17 protein-coding genes and 1 riboswitch are annotated in these 20,817 nt (G+C 72.8%); of the genes, 4 read left to right on the top strand and 13 right to left on the bottom strand.

Features of this window, described 5'->3' with window-relative positions; all coding sequences use genetic code 11:
• Positions 1-19: 19 nt before the first annotated feature.
• From AQJ30_RS19625 to AQJ30_RS19615, 3 genes are read right to left on the bottom strand one after another with little or no spacing between them, the layout of a single operon-like run.
• Positions 20-1,309 carry a bifunctional 3,4-dihydroxy-2-butanone-4-phosphate synthase/GTP cyclohydrolase II gene (locus AQJ30_RS19625; protein WP_067235607.1) on the bottom strand — a complete coding sequence of 430 codons (1,290 nt, stop codon included), beginning with the start codon at positions 1,307-1,309 and terminating at the stop codon, positions 20-22.
• A complete protein-coding gene (locus AQJ30_RS19620; RefSeq protein WP_067235604.1) occupies positions 1,306-1,953 on the bottom strand; it encodes a nicotinamide mononucleotide transporter family protein in 648 nt (215 codons plus the stop codon). The genes AQJ30_RS19625 and AQJ30_RS19620 overlap by 4 nt, the downstream gene beginning before the upstream one ends.
• Entirely contained in the window at positions 1,950-2,582 is a 633-nt protein-coding gene (locus AQJ30_RS19615) for a riboflavin synthase (RefSeq protein ID WP_067235602.1), read from the bottom strand. Before AQJ30_RS19615 ends, AQJ30_RS19620 begins: the two co-directional genes overlap by 4 nt.
• A gap of 144 nt (positions 2,583-2,726) precedes the next feature.
• Positions 2,727-2,857: riboswitch (FMN riboswitch) on the bottom strand.
• Between the two features lie 232 nt (positions 2,858-3,089).
• On the opposite strand from AQJ30_RS19615, the gene AQJ30_RS19610 reads away from it, so the two are divergent.
• Positions 3,090-5,507: a chitinase C-terminal domain-containing protein gene (locus tag AQJ30_RS19610; RefSeq protein ID WP_067235599.1), complete on the top strand. Its 2,418-nt coding sequence runs from the start codon at positions 3,090-3,092 to the stop codon at positions 5,505-5,507.
• A 116-nt stretch (positions 5,508-5,623) separates the two neighbouring features.
• Here AQJ30_RS19610 and AQJ30_RS19605 read toward each other — a convergent pair whose 3' ends face one another.
• Positions 5,624-6,949 (bottom strand): ROK family transcriptional regulator, encoded by a 1,326-nt coding sequence (locus AQJ30_RS19605; RefSeq protein WP_067235596.1) that lies wholly within the window; start codon positions 6,947-6,949, stop codon positions 5,624-5,626.
• 137 nt (positions 6,950-7,086) lie between these two features.
• On the opposite strand from AQJ30_RS19605, the gene AQJ30_RS19600 reads away from it, so the two are divergent.
• Complete coding sequence (locus AQJ30_RS19600) at positions 7,087-8,298, top strand: MFS transporter (protein WP_067235595.1); 1,212 nt, start codon at positions 7,087-7,089, stop codon at positions 8,296-8,298.
• On the opposite strand, the gene AQJ30_RS19595 is transcribed toward AQJ30_RS19600, so the two are convergent.
• Positions 8,258-8,716, bottom strand: a complete 459-nt coding sequence (locus AQJ30_RS19595) for an acyl-CoA thioesterase (protein WP_067235592.1) — start codon at positions 8,714-8,716, stop codon at positions 8,258-8,260. The two genes, AQJ30_RS19600 and AQJ30_RS19595, sit on opposite strands and share 41 nt — an antisense overlap.
• Before the next feature lie 125 nt (positions 8,717-8,841).
• On the opposite strand from AQJ30_RS19595, the gene AQJ30_RS19590 reads away from it, so the two are divergent.
• A complete protein-coding gene (locus tag AQJ30_RS19590; protein ID WP_067235588.1) occupies positions 8,842-10,254 on the top strand; it encodes a uracil-xanthine permease family protein in 1,413 nt (470 codons plus the stop codon).
• A 92-nt stretch (positions 10,255-10,346) separates the two neighbouring features.
• Positions 10,347-11,033, top strand: a complete 687-nt coding sequence (locus AQJ30_RS19585) for a DUF5995 family protein (protein ID WP_067235586.1) — start codon at positions 10,347-10,349, stop codon at positions 11,031-11,033.
• A 39-nt stretch (positions 11,034-11,072) separates the two neighbouring features.
• Here AQJ30_RS19585 and AQJ30_RS19580 read toward each other — a convergent pair whose 3' ends face one another.
• The 8 genes from AQJ30_RS19580 to rpe form a co-directional block, all read right to left on the bottom strand.
• On the bottom strand, positions 11,073-12,770 hold the full coding sequence (locus AQJ30_RS19580; protein WP_067235584.1) for a flavin monoamine oxidase family protein: 1,698 nt from the start codon (positions 12,768-12,770) through the stop codon (positions 11,073-11,075).
• Between the two features lie 55 nt (positions 12,771-12,825).
• On the bottom strand, positions 12,826-13,614 hold the full coding sequence (locus tag AQJ30_RS19575; protein WP_067235581.1) for a carbon-nitrogen hydrolase family protein: 789 nt from the start codon (positions 13,612-13,614) through the stop codon (positions 12,826-12,828).
• A gap of 110 nt (positions 13,615-13,724) precedes the next feature.
• Positions 13,725-14,909 carry an MFS transporter gene (locus AQJ30_RS19570; protein ID WP_067235580.1) on the bottom strand — a complete coding sequence of 395 codons (1,185 nt, stop codon included), beginning with the start codon at positions 14,907-14,909 and terminating at the stop codon, positions 13,725-13,727.
• 122 nt (positions 14,910-15,031) lie between these two features.
• Positions 15,032-15,484 (bottom strand): Lrp/AsnC family transcriptional regulator, encoded by a 453-nt coding sequence (locus tag AQJ30_RS19565; RefSeq protein WP_067235577.1) that lies wholly within the window; start codon positions 15,482-15,484, stop codon positions 15,032-15,034.
• 10 nt (positions 15,485-15,494) lie between these two features.
• Entirely contained in the window at positions 15,495-16,970 is a 1,476-nt protein-coding gene (locus tag AQJ30_RS19560; protein WP_067235574.1) for an amino acid permease, read from the bottom strand.
• Positions 16,971-17,222: 252 nt separating this feature from the next.
• Positions 17,223-18,674, bottom strand: a complete 1,452-nt coding sequence (locus AQJ30_RS19555) for a GuaB1 family IMP dehydrogenase-related protein (RefSeq protein ID WP_079084149.1) — start codon at positions 18,672-18,674, stop codon at positions 17,223-17,225.
• A 255-nt stretch (positions 18,675-18,929) separates the two neighbouring features.
• Entirely contained in the window at positions 18,930-19,973 is a 1,044-nt protein-coding gene (locus tag AQJ30_RS19550; protein ID WP_079084148.1) for a sugar-binding transcriptional regulator, read from the bottom strand.
• Positions 19,974-20,065: 92 nt separating this feature from the next.
• Positions 20,066-20,752: a ribulose-phosphate 3-epimerase gene (gene rpe / locus AQJ30_RS19545; protein WP_067235568.1), complete on the bottom strand. Its 687-nt coding sequence runs from the start codon at positions 20,750-20,752 to the stop codon at positions 20,066-20,068.
• Positions 20,753-20,817: the final 65 nt, after the last annotated feature.

Here is a 20,817-nt window from a genome sequence, read left to right as displayed (position 1 = left end):
GCTCGGGGTGTTGCTGGTGTCACTGGGTGCCGCAGGGGGACACGGGGGCCGTGTCCAGCCAGGGCAGGTCGTGACCCATCCGGTCCCGCTTGGTGCGCAGGTAGCGGATGTTGTGCTCGTCGGCCTGGACGGGCATCGGCTCCCTGGCGGAGACGGTGATGCCGTGGTGGGCCAGCGCGTCGGACTTGTCGGGGTTGTTGGTCATCAGGCGCACGCTGCGCACGCCGAGGTCCGTGAGGATCTGCGCGCCGGCGCCGTAGTCGCGGGCGTCGGCCGGCAGGCCGAGCTCCAGGTTGGCGTCCAGGGTGTCGTGGCCGCGCTCCTGGAGTTCGTAGGCGCGCAGCTTGGACAGCAGGCCGATGCCGCGCCCCTCGTGTCCGCGCAGGTAGACGACGACCCCGCGGCCGGCGGCGCGGACGCGCTCCAGGGCCGCGTCGAGCTGCGGGCCGCAGTCGCAGCGCAGGGAGCCGAAGACGTCGCCGGTCAGGCACTCGGAGTGCATGCGGACCAGGACGTCCTCGCCGTCGCCGAGGTCGCCGTGGACCAGGGCGACGTGCTCGACGCCGTCGACGGTGGAGCGGTAGCCGTACGCCGTGAAGGTGCCGTGCGTGGTGGGCAGGTGGACCTCGGCCTCGCGGCGGACGGTGGGCTCGGCGTCGCGGCGGTAGGCGATCAGGTCCTCGATGGAGATGATCGTCAGGCCGTGCTTGCGGGCGAAGGGGATCAGCTCGGGCAGGCGCAGCATGCGGCCGTCCTCGCCGGCGATCTCCACGATGGCGCCGGCCGGGCGCAGCCCCGCGAGGCGGGCGAGGTCGACGGCGGCCTCGGTGTGGCCGTTGCGCACCAGGACGCCGCCGGGGCGGGCGCGCAGCGGGAAGACGTGGCCGGGGCGGACGAAGTCGCCCGGTCCCGCGTCGCCGCCGGCGAGGAGCCGCAGGGTGGTGGCGCGGTCGGCGGCGGAGATGCCGGTGGTGACGCCGTGGGCGCCGGAGGCGTCGACGGAGACGGTGAAGGCGGTCTTCATCGACTCGGTGTTGTCCTGGACCATCTGCGGCAGCTGCAGCCGGTCCAGTTCGTCGCCCTCCATGGGGGCGCAGATCAGGCCCCGGCACTCGCTCATCATGAAGGCGACGATCTCGGGCGTGGCCATCTCGGCGGCGATGACGAGGTCGCCCTCGTTCTCGCGGTCCTCGTCGTCGACGACCACGACCGGGCGGCCGGCCGCGATGTCGGCGACGGCCTGTTCGACCGGGTCGAGCGCGAAGTCCTCGATGCCGTCGGTGCTGTAGAGGATCGGTGCCGTGCTCATGCCGGTGCTCCCTCCAGAGTGGGCCGCGCGTCCCGGCGGGAGCGCAGCCACCAGTCGCGCATGCCCCACAGGACGAGCGCGCCGTAGATGACGTAGACGAAGCCGGAGAAGGCGTAGCCGTTCGCGAAGTTCAGCGGGACGCCGACGACGTCGACGAGCAGCCAGGCGATCCAGAACTCGACCATGCCCTTGGCCTGGGCGTACATGGCGACGACGGTGCCGACGAAGATGTAGGCGTCGGGCCAGGGGTCCCAGGACAGGCTGGGGTACGCCTTGAACAGCAGGGCCACCGCGACGGTGCCGGCGGCGGCCGTGGCCAGCATCGCGCCGCGCTCGCGCCAGGTGGCGAAGCGGACGGTGATCCGGCCGTCGTCGGCCCGGCCCCGGCCGCGCTGCCACTGCCACTGCCACCAGCCGTAGAGCGCGACGACCATGACGACGACCTGCTTGCCGGCGCTGCCGGCGAGGTGGCCGTAGAAGGCGGTGAACAGCACCAGGCCGGACAGGAACTGCACGGGCCAGGTCATGAGGGACCGGCGCCAGCCGAGGCCGAGGGTGATGAGGCCCAGGATGTTGCCGATCATGTCGGACCAGATGATGTGCTGGTCGAGGAGGACGAACGCCTCGGAGTTCAGCCAGTTCACCGTGCCGCCCCCTGTCCCGCCTGGCCCGCCTGGTCGGCCCGGCCCGCGGCGAGCAGGCGCTCGACGTACTTGGCGACGACGTCCACCTCGAGGTTGACCGGGTCGCCGGGCTGCTTGCGGCCGAGCGTGGTCAGGGCGAGCGTGGTGGGGATGAGGCTGACGGTGAAGCGGTCGGTGCCCGCCTCGACGACCGTGAGGCTGATGCCGTCGACGGTGATGGAGCCCTTCTCCACGACGTACCGGGACAGGTGCGCGGGCAGCGAGATCTCCACGATCTCCCAGTGCTCGGACGGCGTGCGGGCGACGATCTCGCCGGTGCCGTCGACGTGTCCCTGGACGATGTGCCCGCCGAGGCGCGCGCCCACGGCGGTGGGGCGCTCGAGGTTGACGCGGGAGCCGACGGTGAGGGCGCCGAGGCTGGACCGGTGGAGGGTCTCCGCCATGACGTCGGCGGTGAACTCGTCGCCCTCGTGCTCGACGACCGTGAGGCAGACGCCGTTGACGGCGATGGAGTCTCCGTGCTTCGCGCCGTCGGTGACGACGGGGCCGCGCAGCCGGAAGCGACACGCGTCATCGAGGGTCTCGACGGCCGTGACCTCGCCCAGCTCTTCGACGATTCCGGTGAACACTTCCCGGGTCCTCCTGCCTCTTCGGGCACGGACTCCGGGGCCTGTCGAGACGACAGAAGGAACGCGCGAGAACGCCGGGAGCGACGCCGGACGGACTCGTCCCAGGGGACGAGCGGATCGGCGGCGCGCACGCATGCTCGCCCGCCGCGCACTGCCTCCCATCCGGACTTTAACCGTCGGTCCAGGAATTCCACCTGGTCAACCGGCCGCTGGAAGCGACCGGGTCGCGGACTGTAACCGCCGGTTCGGACTTTCACCGACCCCGGAGTGCGCTGCTGTTGGTACAGGGCCAGTGTGCCACGACCGCCCGGCGCCCACGCGGGTGGGCCGTGTGGGCTGGCTCACAAGCGACGGGTGGGGACTTCTCCGGATCCTCCCGTGACGCCCCCTGCGTCCCGGTGGCCAACTCCCCGCCCACGCCGATCCCTTGGGATTGGTCCATACCTATTGACGCAGTGGTCTAGTCCTCTCTAGGGTCTGCGCAACTTCCGTGGAGAGGAACCGACCGTGCCGTCCCCCTCACGTCATCCCCGCCGCCGCCCGGGCCCCGCGCTGTACGCGGGCCTCGCGGCGCTCGCCGGCCTGCTGCTCGCCGGACTCCCGGCGACCGCCTCGCAGGCCGCCGACCAGGAGGCCTGCCGACCCGACGGGCTCTACGAGACCCCCGGCGTCCAGGTCCCGTACTGCTCGGTCTACGACTCGGCCGGCCGGGAGAAGATGGGCCCCGACCACCAGCGCCGGGTGATCGGCTACTTCACCGGCTGGCGCACCGGCAAGGACGGCACGCCCGCCTACCTGGCCTCCGACATCCCGTGGGACAAGGTCACCCACGTCAACTACGCCTTCGCGCACGTCGACGGCGGCAACCGGATCTCCGTGGGCGCCGACGGCGCGGCCAACGCGGCGACCGGGACGACCTGGCCGGGCGTGGCGGGGGCCGAGATGGACCCGGCGCTGCCCTACCAGGGCCACTTCAACCTGCTGAACAAGTTCAAGAAGCAGCACCCGAACGTCAAGACGCTGATCTCGGTGGGCGGCTGGGCCGAGACCGGGGGCTACTTCGACGACAGCGGGGCCCGGGTGAACTCCGGCGGCTTCTACTCCCTGGCCACGAACGCGGACGGCTCGGTCAACCAGGCCGGCATCGACACGTTCGCGAACTCGGCCGTGGACTTCGTGCGGAAGTACGGCTTCAACGGCGTCGACATCGACTACGAGTACCCGACGACCATGAAGGACTCGGGCAACCCGCTCGACTGGTCCCTGTCCAACGCCCGCCGGGCCGGTCTGGTCAAGGGCTACGCGGCGCTGATGAAGACGCTGCGCGAGAAGCTGGACCGCGCGGGCGCGTCGGACGGCCGGCACTACCTGCTGTCGGTCGCCGCCCCCTCCTCCGGCTACCTCCTGCGCGGCATGGAGACCTTCCAGGTCCAGAAGTACCTGGACTACGTCAACATCATGTCCTACGACCTGCACGGCGCCTGGAACGAGTACGTGGGGCCGAACGCCTCGCTCTTCGACGACGGCAAGGACGCCGAGCTCGCGGCGGCGGGCGTCTACTCCACCTCCCAGTACGGCGGCACCGGCTACCTGAACACCGACTGGGCCTACCACTACTTCCGCGGGTCGATGCCGGCCGGCCGGATTAACATCGGACTGCCGTACTACACCCGGGGCTTCAAGAACGTCACCGGCGGCACCGACGGCCTGTGGGGCAAGGCGGCCACCACCACCTGCCCGGCCGGGTCGGGCCTGACCAAGTGCGGTGACGGCGCCGTCGGCATCGACAACCTCTGGCACGACCAGGACACGGCCGGCCGGGAGGCGCCCGCCGGGTCCAACCCGATGTGGCACGCGAAGAACCTGGAGAAGGGCGTCGTCGGCGACTACGTCACCCGCTACGGCTTCCCGGCCGGCACCAGGCTGACCGGGACCTACGCCCGCAAGTACGACGCCACGCTGGTGGCGCCCTGGCTGTGGAACGCCGAGAAGAAGGTGTTCCTGTCCACCGAGGACGAGCAGTCGGTGAACGCCAAGGCCGACTACGTGGTCTCCCACGGCATCGGCGGCACGATGGTGTGGGAGCTGGCCGGGGACTACGGCTGGAACGCGGCCAAGGGGCAGTACGAGCCCGGCTCCACGCTGACCTCCGCGATGTACGAGAAGTTCAAGTCGGCCTCCCCGTACGGCGCGAAGCGGGCCACCACCGACCTGCCGACCCAGGCGCTGGACATCGGCGTGGACTTCGGGCAGTTCCCGCTCGGCGACTCCAACTACCCGATCAGCCCCAAGCTGAAGATCACCAACAACACCCAGGTGACGCTGCCGGGCGGCACGGAGTTCCAGTTCGACTACGGCACCTCCGCGCCCGGCAACGCCAAGGACCAGTCCGGCTGGGGCACCTCGGTGATCCGCAGCGACCACACCGGGAACAACGTCGGCGGCCTCAAGGGCGACTACCACCGCGTGTCGCTGAAGCTGCCGAGCTGGCAGACGCTGGCGCCCGGGGCGTCGGTGGAGCTGGACTTCGTGTACTACCTGCCCGTGTCGACCCCGTCCAACTGGACGGTGACCTTCGGCGGCCGGACGTACGCGCTGGCCGGGGACCTGGCCCGCGGGACCACGGTGGTGAGCCCGGGCACGAGCCCGAGCCCCTCCCCCACGGCCAGCACCTCCCCCTCGCCCTCTCCCTCGGCGTCCCCCTCGACCAGCCCCAGCCCCTCCGGCAGCCCCTCACCCTCCGGCAGCCCGTCCCCGTCCAACGGCGCCTGCACGGCGGCCGCGTGGAACGCCACCGGCGAGTACCTCGGGGGGACTGTCGTCTCCCACAAGGGGCACTCGTGGAAGGCCAAGTGGTGGACCAAGGGCGAGGAGCCCGGCACCACGGGTGAGTGGGGGGTCTGGCAGGACCTCGGAGCCTGCTGACCCGCGAAGCGGGCCCGGCGGCGGTGACGACGGCCCTTGCCCGCCGCCGGGCCTCCCAACACGGCGACGTCCAGCGACCGCGCCCCTGAGCCCGCCGGGGCCCAGGGGCGCGGTGCTCAGCGGTCGAGGGGCGAGAACAGTTCCTCCTGGGCCGCCTCCCGGGCCGTGAGCAGCGCCCCGCGCAGCACCGCCGCACCGCCGAGGACACCGGCGCGCACCTCGGTCGGCAGGGGCGCCATCCGCCGGATCCGCTCCTCCACCCGGCCGGCGAGCTCCTCCCCGCCCGCCCGGCCGACCTCCCCGCCGAGGACCACGCACCCGGGGTCCAGCACGGCCACCACGGAGGCCACCCCGAGGGCGACCCGGTCGGCGAGGGCGTCGAGGAAGGCCCCGGCCCCGCCCTCGGCATCCCCGGCCCCGCCGCCCTCGGCACCTTCGGCACTCCCGGCGCCCGCCGACCCGACGTCCGCTCCCCCGGTCCGGGCCCCGCCACCGGGCCCGGCACCCGCGTCCCCGGCCCCCGTCCCGGCCCCGCCCGCCGCCACGGCCTCCACCGCCGCCCGCACCAGCCCCGCCCCCAGCGGCTCCTCCGTGCCGGCCGGCGCCGTCACACCGTGCCGCTCGGCCAGTTCCGCGATCGCCGCCGAGCTGGCCAGGGAGTGGAAGCCGCCCTCGCAGTCCGTCGCCGACGGCAGGCCCCGCGTCCACGGCACCGGCAGGAAGCCGATCTCGCCCGTGCCGCCGGAGGCGCCCCGGCGCAGATGGCCGTCGAGGACGACGGCGGCGCCGGTGCCGATGCCCAGCCACAGCAGGACGAAGGTGTCGCGGTCGCGGGCCGCGCCGTCGCGCTGCTCGGCCAGGGCGGCGAGGTTGGTCTCGTTCTCCACGGTGACGCGGGCCGCGGGCAGCCGCTCCTGGAGGGCGGCCACCAGCCGCCGGTGCCAGGCGGGCAGGCCCCCGGAGTCGCGCAGTTCGCCGGTGGCCGGGTCGATGAGCCCGGGCGCGCCGATCCCGACGGTGTGCAGGCGGTCGGCGCCCGCCTCCTTCGCCACCCGCTCCACGAGCGCCACCGCCTGTTCGACGGCGTGCCCGGTGCCCGTGTCGCCACCGATCGGCACCGACGCCTCGCCGAGCACCCGTCCGACCAGGTCGGAGACCAGCACCGAGACGCCCTCGGTGCGCACGTCCAGGGCGGCCAGGTGGGCGCGGTCGGCGACGATGCCGTAGAGCTTGGCGTTGGGGCCGCGGCGCTCTGCGCCGGCCTCGCCGACGACCTCGATGAGCCCGGACGCGGCGAGCCGGTCGACGAGGTCGGCGACGGTCGGCCGGGACAGGCCGGTGTGCTGCTTGAGCTGTGTCGCCGTGAGCGGGCCCTGCTGCTGGAGGAGGCGCAGCGCGAGCCGGTCGTTCATGGCCCGGGCGGTGCTCGGGGATGCGGGCATGCCGGGGATCCTCCCAGATCGGCGCGGCCGCCGGGGCCGCGGTCGGAGTAACCGCTCTCTCCCCGCTATCTATCAGGCAGGGTTCCTGATAGTTTACGTCGGCACGACTGGGAGACGTATGTCGGGGAGGGTCCGGGATGACGGAAGTGGTGGACGAGCAGCGCGCGGTACGGCACGCCCGGTACGCGGTGGCGGCCGTGTTCGCGGTGCACGGCGCCGTGACGGGCACCTTCGCGACCCGGGTGCCCTGGGTCCAGGACCACGCCTCGCTGAGCGCGGGCCAGTTGGGGTTCGCGCTGGCGTTCACGGCGTTCGGCGCCTCCTGCGCGATGCCGCTGGCCGGCGGGATCACGCACCGCTTCGGCAGCCGTACGTCCCTGCGCGCCCTGCTCGCGATGTGGACCGTGTCCCTGGTGCTGCCGGCCCTGGCGCCGAACCTGCTCACGCTGTGCCTGGCGATGTTCGTCTACGGCGCGAGCGCGGGGATGGCGGACGTGGCGATGAACGCCCTGGGCGTGGAGGTGGAGCACCGGCTCGGCAAGTCGATCATGTCCGGGCTGCACGGCATGTGGAGCGCGGGCGCGCTGGTCGGCTCGGCGGCGGGCACCCTCGCCGCCCACCTGGGTTCGGACGCACGGGTGCACTTCGCGCTGGCGGCGGCCGTGCTGACCGTGCTGGGCCTGGTGGTCTGCCGCTGGGTGCCGGACCTGCGGGCGGCCGAGGAGGACGAGGCACCGCCGCGGTTCGCGCTGCCGCCCCGGTCGGCGCTGCTCATCGGCGCGGTGGGGTTCTGCGCGGTGTTCGCGGAGGGCGCGAGCCTGGACTGGTCCGCGGTGTACCTGCGGGACCGGCTGGAGTCCTCGGCGGGGCTGGCCGCGGCCTGCACGACCGGTTTCATGCTCACCATGGCGGTGGCCCGGATCGCGGGGGACGCGGTGGTCAACCGGTTCGGCTCGGTGGGGACCGTGCGGGCCGGCGGTGTGCTCGCCGCGTTCGGCGGGCTGCTGATCGTGCTCGCCGGGCACCCGGCCGTGGCCATGACCGGCTTCGCCCTGATGGGCCTCGGGATCGCCGTGGTCGTCCCGCTGTGCTTCGCGGCCGCGGGCCACAGCGGCCCCAACCCGAGCCAGGCCATCGCGGGTGTCGCCACGATCACCTACACCTCGGGGCTGGTCGCCCCGAGCCTGATCGGCGGGGTGGCGCAGGCGGCGAACCTGACGGTGTCGTTCGTGGTGGTCACGGTGCTGGCGTGCGGGCTCGCCGCCTTCGCGGGCGTGCTGCGCTCCGGTGAGCGCAACCGGCCGAAGCTCAGCCGGCCGGCCGCAGCAGTTCCCGACCGGCACTCCTGAGGGTGTCGCTCCACGGCGCCGGCCGCAGGGTGTGCGGGTCCAGCCGGACCAGGACGCGGGTGCCGCGGGCGTAGGTGGTGGCCCCGTCGGCCGAGCAGAAGCGGAAGCCGTACGTCAGCCCGGTGGTGCCCAGGCGGTCCAGCCACAGGTGCACGGCGTAGGTGCCGGGCCGGGTGACGGGGGCCTCGTAGGTGAGGCGGAGTTCCTTGACCGCGTTGCAGGCGTCCCCGGCCGCCGCCCAGTCGCCCTCGAACCGCACCCCGTGCTGCTGCCAGAGCTCCGTCCACGCGCGCTCCACGAGCAGCGGGTAGCGCGCGTTGTGCAGCAGGCCGAGCGCGTCCAGGTCGTCGAAGTGGACGGTGACGGGGATCAGCCGGCCGTACGACGGGGCGGGGGCGGTCGGTGCTTCGGCGGTCACGGGTGGCGCTCCTGGGGGAACTCGGTGCAGTGGGCAGACATCCCATCCTAAGCGGACGCTCACCCTCCCGTGACACGTGACAATGGTCCGGACAACCGCACGGTACGACGAAAGCGACCCGCACCATGGATCTTGGCGTCCGCTGGACACTGCACGGCGACGGACGCACCCCGGCGCCCGGGGCGGTGGTCCGCCCCGACGAGCGGCTCACCTGGCCCCGCACGGTCGGACTGGGCGCACAGCACGTGGTGGCCATGTTCGGGGCCTCCTTCGTGGCACCCGTCCTGATGGGCCTGGACCCCAACCTGGCGATCATGATGTCGGGCGTCGCGACCGTGATCTTCCTGTTGGCGACGCGCGGCAGGGTGCCCAGCTACCTCGGCTGCTCGCTGTCCTTCGTCGGCGTCGCGGCGGTGATCCGCGCCCAGGGCGGCACCAGCGCCACGGTGACCGGCGCGGTGTTCGTGGTCGGCGTGGCCCTGTTCGTCGTCGGCCTCGCCGTGCAGCGCTTCGGGGCGCGGATCATCCACGCGGTGATGCCGCCCGTGGTGACCGGCGCGGTGGTCATGCTGATCGGCTTCAACCTGGCACCGGTCACCGCGTCGACGTACTGGCCGCAGGACCAGTGGACCGCCCTGCTGGTGATGCTGTTCACCGGTCTGGCCGTGGTCTGCCTGCGCGGCTTCTGGTCGCGCGTCGCCATCTTCCTGGGTCTGGTCTTCGGCTACGTCCTGTCCTGGGCCTGCGACCGGGTCTTCGGCCGGATCCACTCGGCCGACGCGAGCGGCAAGGTCACCGACCACTGGCGCCTGGACCTGTCGGGCGTGGCCCACGCCGACTGGATCGGCCTGCCGTCCTTCCACGGACCGTCGTTCCAGTGGTCGGCGGTGCTGGTCGCGCTGCCCGTGGTGATCGCGCTGGTCGCGGAGAACGCCGGGCACGTCAAGGCGGTCGGCGAGATGACCGGCGACCCGCTGGACGACAAGCTCGGCACGGCGATCTCCGCCGACGGCCTCGGCTCGATGCTGTCCACCGCGCTGGGCGGCCCGCCCAACACCACCTACTCCGAGAACATCGGGGTCATGGCCGCGACCCGGGTCTACTCCACGGCCGCGTACTGGGCCGCCGCGGGCTTCGCCCTGCTGTTCGGCCTGTGCCCGAAGTTCGGCGCGGTGGTCGCCGCCGTCCCCGGCGGGGTGCTCGGCGGCATCACGGTCATCCTCTACGGCATGATCGGCCTGCTCGGCGCCCAGATCTGGCTCAACGCCGGGGTGGACCTGCGCAACCCGCTCAACCTGGTCCCGGCCGCCGCGGGCGTCGTCATCGGCGTCGGCAACGTCACCATGAAGATCAGCGACAACTTCTCGCTGAGCGGCATCGCGCTCGGCACGCTGGTCGTCATCACCGGCTACCACGCCCTGCGCGCCTTCGCCCCGGCCCACCTCAAGACCCAGCGGCCCCTGCTGGACGAGGGCACCAGTTCCTACGACGCGGACACCGGCCCCGCCGCCGCACGGGACCCGCACACCCGGCCGTAGTCCCGGGCGGCATCGGACGGGGTTCCCCCGTTCCGGCGAAGTCCCCGGCCGGTCGGCCACCGGCACGGCCCGGGACTGCCACCCTTCGTCCCATGCCGCCTTCGGAACAGCTCACCACCGGGGTGGACACCGTCCTCTCCCGCATGCGCGCCCTGGCCGCGACACTCCCCGCCCGGGACGGGGTCGCGGTGTTCAACCGCGTCTACCTGGCCGTGACCCAGGAGGTCGACCGGCAGCTCGACGCGGGCCGGTTCGCGGACCCGCGCGCGGCGAGCACGCTGGACGTGCGGTTCGCCGAGCGCTACCTGGCGGCCGTGGACGCGGCCGGCTCCGACCGCCGCCCGCCCGCCTGCTGGCGCCCGCTGTTCCAGTGGCGCCGCCATCCCGGCGTACGGCCGCTGCAGTTCGCGCTCGCCGGGATCAACGCCCACATCGGCCACGACCTGGCGCTCGCCGTGGTCGACGCCTGTCAGGCGCTCGGCTGCGAACCCGGCGAGCTGGAGGACGAGTTCGACCGGGTGGGCGACCTGCTGATCGCGCTGGAGGAGCACATCCGCGAGGAGCTGATGCCGGGCCCGGACCTGCTGCAGATCGCGGACCCGCTCACCCACCTGCTCGGCGCGTGGAGCCTGGAGCGGGCCCGCGAGGCCACCTGGGCGGCGGCCCGCGCGCTGTGGGCGCTGCGCGGACTGCCCGACGTGGCGCAGGGGTTCACCGACCGCCTGGACGCGGCGGTCGGTTTCGCGAGCCGGATGCTGCTGACCCCGCTGGCCGACTGACGCGGCGCCGCGGACCGCGTCCCGCGCGCCGCGACCCGGTCAGTCCTCGGGCAGTTCGACCGGGGCGATCTCGTCGTACACGTCGCCGGGGCCGGGGTTGGACGGGTCGGTGGCGCCGCCGAGGTGGTGCATGACGCCCCAGACCGCGTTCAGGGCGGTCTGCACCGCGCCCTCGGCCCAGCCGGCCGTCCAGGAGATGTCGTCCCCGGCGAGGAAGATGCCCCGTTTGTCCTCGGGCAGCCGGTCCTGCACGAAGTGCGTGAACAGGCGCCGCTGGTAGCGGTAGTGGCCGGGCAGGTTGGCCTTGAACGCGCCCATGAAGTAGGGCTCGTTCTCCCAGGAGACGGTCACCGGGCTGCCGATGATGTGCTTCCTGATGTCGACCTTGGGGTAGATCTCGCCGAGGGACTTCAGCATGACCTCCATCCGCTCGTTCGCGGACAGCGGCAGCCACTTCAGGCTGTCGTCGCACCAGGTGTAGGACAGGCAGATGACGGCGGGCCGGTCCGGGCCGTTGTCCAGCAGGTAGGTGCCGCGGGTCATGCGGTCGGTGAGCGTCATCGACATGACGTCCCGCCCGGTGTCCTCGTCCTTGTCCAGCCAGAACGGCCGGTCGACCGGCACGAACAGCTTGCTGGACTCCATGTAGTGGGTGCGCTCGATCGCGGTCCAGTGGTCGATCGGGAACAGCGAGTCGTCGCACTGGATCTTCGACAGCAGCATCCAGGACTGGGCGGTGAAGATCGCCGCGCGGTAGGTGCGGATGTCGCCGTGCGCGTCCGTCACGGTGATCCGGTTGCCCGCGGTGCGGTGCAGCCGGGTCACGGCCGGCCGGGGCTCGCCGTCCGCGTGCAGGGACTTCAGCGAGGTGCCGTACGGCCAGTGGACGATCTTCTCCGGCTCGCGCTCCCACAGGCGCAGCGGCAGCTGCTGCGAGCCGCCGACGATGCCGCGGTGGTGGTCGTCGGCCTCGGTGTAGACGACCCGCAGGATCTCCAGGATGGAGTTGGGGAAGTCGGTGTCCCAGCCGCCGGTGCCGAAGCCGACCTGGCCGAAGATCTCGCGGTGGCGGAAGGAGCGGAACGCCTCCGAGTCGCAGAGGAAGCCGTAGAAGGTCTGGTTGTCGAGCTCCTCGACCAGCCGGGACCAGATCTCGCGGATGCGCGGTACGTCGCGCTCCCGCATGGCCCGGTTCATGTCGGAGAAGTCGGCGCCTTCTTCCAGGCACGTGCCCCAGGCGGCGGCGACGTCCCGGTACACCTGCGGCAGGTCGTCGATCGTCTCGGCGTAGTGGGACTCGCCCTTGAGGTCGACGACCGTGGAGGGGGTCGCCTCGGCCAGCGGGTTGGGGAAGGGCTGGGTGTGCAGGCCCACCAGGTCGATGTAGTGCTGCAGGGCCGTGGAGGACGGCGGGAAGCGCATCGCGCCGAGTTCGCAGTTGAGCGACTCGTCGCAGCCGTCGAAGCCCACCGTGCGCAGCCGGCCGCCGAGCTGGTCGGCCTCGTAGACGACCGGCTTCAGGCCCATCTTCATCAGCTCGTACGCCGCCACGAGACCGGACAGGCCGCCGCCGATGACGGCGACCTCCGTGCCGTGCTCGGTCGCCGGCACCTGCCCGAGGCCCGCCGGGTGGGCGAGGAAGTCGTCGTAGGCGTACGGGAAGTCCGGGCCGAACATGGTGATCGGCGGCTGCTGCTCGTCGGTGTGCTCGACGGCGTTGGGCACCGTGGACGTCATGGGGTACGGACTCCTTGCACAAGTGGGACTGCGTGGGGGTGTCGGACCGGCGGGGTCAGACCAGGGACCCGTACAGACCGGGACGGCGGTCCTCCAGGTACGGGTTGGCCTCGCGGGAGGCGGCCAGGAAGACGGGGTCGGCGTCGGCGAACACCAGCTGCTCGGCGCGTCCGGCGCGGGCCCGGGCCACCCCGTCGGGGCCGGCCAGGGTGGACAGCCCGACGAACTCGAACGCGCCCTCCGGGCCGACCCGGTTGACGTAGGCGACGTACATCTGGCTCTCGAAGGCCCGCACCGGGATCATCGACTCGGCCACGAACTGGTACGGGTGCATCTGCGCCGTCGGCACGACCAGCAGGTCGGTGCCCGCGAGGGCGTGGGCCCGCACGTTCTCCGGGAACTCGACGTCGTAGCAGATGAGCAGGCCGACGGTGAGGCCGTTCAGCTCGGCCTGGACGACCTGCTGGTCGCCCGGCGTGAAGTGGTCGCGCTCGAAGCAGCCGAACAGGTGGGTCTTGCGGTAGCCGGCGAGCCGGACGCCGTCGGCGGAGATCAGCTGCACGGCGTTGTACACGCCCTCCCCCGCCCGCTCGGGGTAGCCGTAGGCGACGGCCAGGCCGTGCCGGCCGGCCACCTCGGCGACCGCGTCCGCCGAGTCGCCGTCGGCGGGCTCGGCGAGGCGGGCGATGTCGTCACCGATCGCGTAGCCGGTCAGGAACATCTCCGGGGTGATGAGCAGTCCGGCTCCCGCGTCGGCGGCACGGCCCGCGGCCTCGTCGAGGACCTTGAGGTTCTCGGCGACCGAGCCCGGGCGGCCGGAGCTCTGGAGCAGGGCTGTGCGCATGCGTGTTCCTCACCGTGCGGAGGGGGTCGGGGGGCCACGTAGACCGTACGGTCGGCCGCGCGAACCGGACAAGGCGGAGCCGTTGCGCGCTGGTGCACGGTTCGTTGCGCTCATCGGCCGCCGCGCGGCGATTCGTTGCGCCGCCGCCGGACGATCTCGCGCGGCCTGCGGGCCAGGGCCAGGCACAGGGCCGTGACCAGGTACGGGACCGCGCAGAGCGCGAACACCGTGCCGTGCGCGGCGGTGGTGCCGAGGACGGCGTACAGGCCGTGGACGGTGAGGGTGACGGCCTCGGTGCCGAGGCCCGCGATCGAGGTGAGGGTGGCCCGGCCGGTGCCCTCGATGCGCTCCTGGAGGCGGGCGTCGGCGACGACGGTGGCGAGCTGGAAGCCGCCGAAGGCCACGGCGACCAGGGCGATGCCCGCCGGGACGCCGCTGAGCGCGCCGGCGGCCAGGGCGAGCGCCGAGAGCGCCAGCAGCGCGGCGAGGCCCCGGCGGCCGAGCCGGCCGCCCGGTCCGGCCAGCAGGCTGCCCGTGGTCACCCCGGTCCAGATGAGCACCAGGGCGTACGGCACCGTGCTGTCCGGGACCCCGGTGCCACGGACCAACAGGGGCGTGTACTCGTCGAGCGCGCCCCACACCGCCGCCACCGCCGGGACCAGCAGCAGGGCTCCGCGCACGGAGCGGTCGCGGCGGGCCGCGGCGAGCCCGGAGCGCATGCTCGCGGCCCCGTGCTCGGGTGCCGGGTCGCCGGTGCGGTGCTCGGGGAGGCGGCCCGCCACCAGCGCGGTCAGCAGACAGGCCGCGACGCTCGCCGCGCCGACGGCCGGGTAGCCGCCCCACGCCAGCACCGGCCCGGCCAGCGCCATCGCTGAGACCACGGCGACCTGCCCGGCCGCGTGGGCCCGGCCCATGGCGCGGGCGTAGCGGTCGGCGGAGCCGAGGCGGTCCAGCTCCTCGTAGACCAGCGCCTCCAGGGCACCCGAGCCGAGCGCGCCGCGGGCGCCCCACAGCACGAAACCGGCCGCGAAGGCCGCGTACGAGGGCACGGCGACCCACAGGGCGAAGCCCACGGCGCCCAGCAGGGGGCCGAGCCGCAGCAGGGCCCGGCGGGAGGAGGCGTCGGCCCACACGCCCGAGGGGACCTCCAGGGCCAGCCCCGTCAGCGACCAGAGCACGAACAGCGAGGAGATCTGCCAGAGGGACAGCCCGGTGTCGGCGAACAGCAGCGCGTACACCGGGTACAGCAGGACGAACTCGTCGAGGAACGCGTACGCGTACAGGGTGCGCGTCAGCCGGGTCTCGGATGATCTCGTGGAGGATCAATGTCGTCGGGTCATGTCCCGATCGTAGGGCGGGGCGGGACGGGGGCACCAGTGGTTTCCGGGGCCCCCGGCGGCCGGGGCAGGGCTTCCCCTCAGGTCGGCGAGCCCGCCGAGTGGCGCCGCAGCAGGGGGGAGAGCACCAGCACGGACTTGGTGCGCTCCACGAACGGTTCCCCGGCGATCCGCTCCAGCACGCGCTCGAAGTGGCGCATGTCGGCGGCGAAGACCTGCGCGACGGCGTCCGCGTCACCGGTGACGGTGGAGGCGGACACCACCTCCTGGTAGCGCTCCAGACCGCGCTGGATGGTCTCCGGGGAGGTGTGGCGCCGGCAGTAGATCTCGACGAACCCCTCGGTCTGCCAGCCGAGGGCCGCCGGGTCGACCCGAACGGTGAAGCCGGTGATGGCTCCGGTGGCCCGCAGCCGGTCCACGCGCCGCTTGACGGCGGGCGCGGACAGGCCGACCAGGGACCCGATGTCCGCGTAGGAGCGGCGGGCGTCCTCGGCGAGGGCGTGCACGATGCGTTCGTCGAGATCGTTCAGCACGGTCGGTCGATCACTTCTCGGATGGCGCGGGCGGGGCAAGACGGGAGCGGCGGTGGCCGTACAGGAAGTAGACCACGAGCCCGACCGCCATCCAGACGCCGAAGACCACCCAGGTGACGGTGGACAGGCTGCCCATCATCCACACGCAGAAGGCGAAGCCCAGCGCGGGCAGCAGCGGCGAGAGCGGGACCCGGAACGTGCGGTTCATCTGCGGGCGGGTCCGGCGCAGCACCACGACGGCCACGTTGACCAGCGCGAAGGCGAACAGCGTGCCGATGCTGGTGGCGTCGGCGAGCTGGCCCAGCGGGACGGCCGCGGCGAGGACACCGCAGAACAGGGACACGATCACCGTGTTGGCGCGGGGGGCGCCGGTCTTCGGGTGGACCCGGGAGAAGACCTTGGGCACGAGCCCGTCGCGGGACATCGCGAAGAGGATGCGGGTCTGGCCGTAGAGCACGGTCAGCACGACGCTGGCGATGGCGATGACCGCGCAGGCCGCGAGCAGCGTGGCCCAGAAGCCCTGGCCGGTGACGTCGCGCATGATCTGGGCGAGCGCGGCCTCGGAGTCGTTGAACTGCCGCCAGGGCTTGGCGCCCACGGCGACGGCCGCGACCAGGACGTACAGCGCGGTGACGATGACCAGCGACAGCATGATGGCGCGGGGCAGGTCGCGCTGGGCGTCCTTGGCCTCCTCGCCCGCGGTGGAGGCGGCGTCGAAGCCGATGTACGAGAAGAACAGCGTGGCCCCGGCCGCGCTGACGCCGCTCATGCCGAGCGGCATGAAGTGCTCGTAGTTGCCGCTGCGCAGCCCCTGCACGCCGATCGCGCAGAACAGCACCAGCGCGGCGATCTTCACGGCCACCATGACGGTGTTGGCGCGGGCCGACTCGCGGGCCCCGCCGAGCAGGAACGCCATGGCCAGCAGGACGACGATCAGGGCGGGCAGGTTGAACACGCCGCCGTCGCCGGGCGGGGCGGACAGGGCGTCCGGCAGGGTCACGCCGATCGTGCCGTCGAGCAGCTCGTTGAGGTACTCGCCCCAGCCGACGGCCACGGCGGCGACCGAGACGCCGTACTCCAGCACCAGGCACCAGCCGCACACCCAGGCGATCAGCTCGCCCATCGTTGCGTAAGCGTACGAGTACGAGGAGCCGGCGACCGGGATGGTGCCCGCCAGTTCGGCGTAGGACAGGGCCGAGAACAGGGCGGTGAGACCGGCGATCACGAACGAGAGGGTGACCGCGGGACCGGCCTTGGGGACCGCCTCGCCGAGCACGACGAAGATGCCGGTGCCGAGGGTGGCACCGATGCTGATCATGGTGAGCTGCCACAGTCCCAGCGAGCGCCGCAGGGTTCCGCCCTCGCCCTGGCCGCCCTCGGCGACCAGCACTTCCACGGGCTTGCGGCGCATGAGGCGCGCACCGAGCCCGGGGGTCCGGGCGACGGTCTGGCCGCGCTCCTGCGGGGGTGCGCCTTGGTCGATCACGCATGACTCCTTCGTCGCTGCCGTCCGGGCGGCGGGGGAACCGGCAGCGGCCCTGCGCCAGCAGGGACCCACCGAGCGGGGTCCCCGCCGAGCTGTGTACAGCCCAGAACCCTACGAGCCCGGGCGTTGCTGGTGAAATGCAGCAACCTTGCGCCTCGCCGAACGATCGTTGCGTTCATCGGGACGGGGCGCGTGTTCGTTGCGCGGGCCCCCGGCGGCGTTGCGCGCCACGGGCCCGCGCGGGCGGCGGGGTCAGCTCCAGCTGGCGTGCAGCGGCTTGCCCTCGGCGTAGCCGGCCGCGCTCTGGATGCCGACGACGGCCTTGTCGGCGAACTCCTCCAGGGAGGCGGCGCCGGCGTAGGTGCAGGAGGAGCGGACGCCCGCGATGATCGAGTCGATCAGGTCCTCGACGCCCGGGCGCGCCGGGTCGAGGAACATGCGCGAGGTGGAGATGCCCTCCTCGAACAGCGCCTTGCGGGCGCGGTCGTACGCCGACTCCTCCGAGGTCCGGTTGGCCACCGCCCGCGCGGAGGCCATGCCGAAGGACTCCTTGTAGGGGCGCCCGGAGGCGTCGTGCTGAAGGTCGCCCGGCGACTCGTAGGTGCCGGCGAACCAGGAGCCGATCATCACGTTGGACGCGCCCGCCGCGAGGGCCATCGCCACGTCGCGGGGGTGGCGGACACCGCCGTCGGCCCACACGTGCTTGCCGTACTTGCGCGCCTCGGCGGCGCACTCCAGGACCGCCGAGAACTGCGGCCGGCCCACGCCCGTCATCATGCGGGTGGTGCACATGGCGCCCGGTCCCACACCGACCTTGATGATGTCGGCGCCCGCGTCGACCAGGTCCTTGACGCCCTCGGCGGAGACGATGTTGCCGGCCACGATCGGCACCTGGGGGTCGAGCGCGCGCACCAGCCGGACGGCGCTGATCATCGACTCCTGGTGGCCGTGCGCGGTGTCGATGACGAGGGTGTCCACGCCCGCGTCGAGCAGCTGCTTGGCCTTGCCTGCCACGTCGCCGTTGATGCCGACGGCCGCGGCGACGCGCAGCTTGCCGTGCGCGTCGACGGCCGGGGTGTACAGCGTGGCCCGCAGGGCGCCCTTGCGGGTGAGGATGCCGGCCAGCCGCCCGTCGGCGTCGACGGCCGGGGCGTAGCGCCGGTTGGCCGCGTCGAGCCGGTTGAACGCCTCGCGCGGGTCGATGTCCGCGTCGAGCAGCAGCAGGTCCTTGGACATGACCAGCTCGAGCTGGGTGAAGCGGTCGACGCCGGTGAGGTCCCGGTCGGTGACGACACCGACCGGCCGGCCCTCGGCGTCGACCACGACGCCCGCGTTGTGCGCGCGCTTGGGCAGCAGGGACAGCGCGTCGGCGACCGTCTGGTGCGGGGCGAGCACGATCGGGGTGTCGAGGACCAGGTGGCGGCTCTTGACCCAGCCGACGACCTCGGTGACGACGTCGATCGGGATGTCCTGCGGGATCACCACCAGACCGCCGCGCCGGGCCACGGTCTCGGCCATGCGGCGGCCGGCGATGGCGGTCATGTTGGCGACGACCAGCGGGATCGTGGTGCCGGTGCCGTCCGGGGCGGAGAGGTCGACGCCCTGCCGCGATCCGACCGCGGAGCGGCTCGGCACCATGAAGACGTCGTCGTACGTCAGGTCGTACGCGGGCCGGATGTCGTTGAGGAAACGCACGTGCTGCACATCCCAGTCGATCAGAGGTGACCCCCGGACAGGTGTGCCAGGGGGAAAAGAGCACGTACTTCATTCTCCCATGACGTCCGCCCGGTCATGCCCGGGCAGAACGTCCAGGCTGGTCAGGGGCGGTTGGGAGGATCCTCCAGGACGGGCGCGCGTGCGGAAGAGCCGCGACGGCGGGTCACCCCTGCCACCGCGGCTCCTCGCGAGTGCTGCTGTGCTGCTGTGCTGCTGTGCTGCTGTGCTGCTGTGCTGCTGTGGTCAGACCCCGTCCGGGTCCGCCCGGTTCAGCGCGGACCTGGGCGTCGGCCCCGCGGTCATCAGGTAGTCGGCCGCGGAGGTGTCCGTCACCAGGCTGGTGACGAGCCCCGACCGCAGCACCGCGTCGATCGCGGCCGCCTTGCGCTGGCCGCCCGCGATCGCCACCACCTCGGGAATGCGGCGGAGCTGGTCGGCCTTGACCGTGATGCACCGCTCCCCCAGGTCCCGTCCGACGCGCCGCCCCTCGCTGTCGAACAGGTGCGCCGACATCTCCGCGGCGACCCCGAGCGAGGCGTAGTGCGCCCGCTCCTCGTCGCTGAGCATGTCGTGCACCGTGGAGATGCCCGGCTCCCAGGAGCCGATGGAGACGCAGGCGACGGTGACCTTGTCGAAGTACTCGAAGGCCCGGGCGATCCCGGTCTGGTTGCGCAGCGCGGCCGCGGTCGCCGCGTCCGGCAGCAGCATCGGCGCGTAGATGGGGTGCGCGTCGCCGCCGGAGACCTGGGCGGCCCGGCGCACCGCCTCCACCGAGCCGCGCTCGGCGGTCCCGGCGTCGTACACACCCGTCAGCTGCACCACCGTGCACGGCGGCAGCCGGTCCAGCGCCGCCGCCATGTGGATGGTGGACCGGCCCCAGGCCAGTCCCAGTACGTCCCCCTCGTTCACCAGTTCGCCGAGCAGGTCGGCGGCCACTTCCCCCAGGTTCTCCGGGTCGGGCGTCTCCTCGGCATCGGCCGGGGACTCGACCACGACGGCGTGCCGCAGGCCGTAGCGGGCGCGGAGCGCGTCGGAGCGCTCGGCGTCCAGCTCGGCCGGCACGCGGATCTCGATGCGCACGAGATCCCGTTCGAGGGCCGTCTCCAGAACGCGGGCCACCTTGAAGCGGCTGACGCCGAACTCCTCGGCGATCTGGATCTTGGACTTCCCCTCGAGGTAGAAGCGGCGGGCCATGGCCGCCGCCTGCACCAGCTCAGCGGGTCCCATCCGCATGGCTGACCGGCCCGCCGACATACCCGACACGGCGATCTCCTCACTGCTGTTCACACTCTGGTGTTCACACTCTGGACTCGCCGTTCATCCTTGCAGATCCGGCGCGGCCGATCAGCCCGGATGGGAGTCGTTCACGTACCCGTGGCTCAGTGGTCGCACGCCCAGGACGCTCCGGCGGTGGCGGCCTCGGCCTGGGAGCGCAGGGCCCGCACCGCCTCGGCCGGGTCGTCGGCGCCGTAGACGGCGGACCCGGCGACGAAGACGTCCGCGCCCGCCTCGGCGCAGCGCTCGATCGTCGAGGCCGACACCCCGCCGTCCACCTGGAGCCACAGCTGCAGGCCGTGCTTGCTGATCAGCTCACGGGTGCGGCGGATCTTGGGGAGCATGATGTCGAGGAACGCCTGGCCGCCGAAGCCCGGTTCGACCGTCATGACCAGCAGCATGTCGAGCTCGGGCAGCAGGTCCTCGAACGGCTCGATGGGCGTCGCGGGCTTGAGCGCCATGGAGGCACGGGCGCCCTTGGCGCGGATCTCGCGGGCCAGGCGCACCGGGGCGGCCGCGGCCTCCACGTGGAAGGTGACCGAGGAAGCACCCGCCTCGACGTACTGCGGGGCCCACCGATCGGGGTCCTCGATCATCAGGTGGCAGTCCAGCGGGGTGTCCGTCGCCCGGGCCAGGGACTCCACGACCGGCACGCCGAGGGTGAGGTTGGGGACGAAATGGTTGTCCATCACGTCGACGTGGAGCCAGTCGGCTCCGTCGACCGCCCTGGCCTCGTCCGCGAGGCGGGCGAAGTCGGCGGACAGGATGCTGGGGTTGATCTGCGCGGCCATGTGCCAAGCCTGCCATGTCGCTGCGCTGGGCTGGGGCGGTGGGGGTGCGTGGGGTGGGGGCGCGG

Origin of the sequence: Streptomyces longwoodensis, assembly GCF_001514125.1 — a bacterium.
In the GTDB taxonomy this organism is placed as follows: Bacteria; Actinomycetota; Actinomycetes; order Streptomycetales; family Streptomycetaceae; genus Streptomyces; species Streptomyces longwoodensis.
The sequence above is the reverse complement of the archived record's forward strand: the minus strand, read 5'-3'. Positions and strand labels throughout refer to the sequence as shown.

What these genes read in the sequence shown, in the direction of transcription:
- AQJ30_RS19625 (WP_067235607.1), bottom strand. Translation starts at nt 1,309, where the DNA reads ATGAGCACGGCACCGATCCTCTACAGCACCGACGGCATCGAGGACTTC.
- AQJ30_RS19605 (WP_067235596.1), bottom strand. Translation starts at nt 6,949, where the DNA reads ATGCCCGCATCCCCGAGCACCGCCCGGGCCATGAACGACCGGCTCGCG.
- AQJ30_RS19600 (WP_067235595.1), top strand. Translation starts at nt 7,087, where the DNA reads ATGACGGAAGTGGTGGACGAGCAGCGCGCGGTACGGCACGCCCGGTAC.
- AQJ30_RS19590 (WP_067235588.1), top strand. Translation starts at nt 8,842, where the DNA reads ATGGATCTTGGCGTCCGCTGGACACTGCACGGCGACGGACGCACCCCG.
- AQJ30_RS19585 (WP_067235586.1), top strand. Translation starts at nt 10,347, where the DNA reads ATGCCGCCTTCGGAACAGCTCACCACCGGGGTGGACACCGTCCTCTCC.
- AQJ30_RS19580 (WP_067235584.1), bottom strand. Translation starts at nt 12,770, where the DNA reads ATGACGTCCACGGTGCCCAACGCCGTCGAGCACACCGACGAGCAGCAG.
- AQJ30_RS19575 (WP_067235581.1), bottom strand. Translation starts at nt 13,614, where the DNA reads ATGCGCACAGCCCTGCTCCAGAGCTCCGGCCGCCCGGGCTCGGTCGCC.
- rpe (WP_067235568.1), bottom strand. Translation starts at nt 20,752, where the DNA reads ATGGCCGCGCAGATCAACCCCAGCATCCTGTCCGCCGACTTCGCCCGC.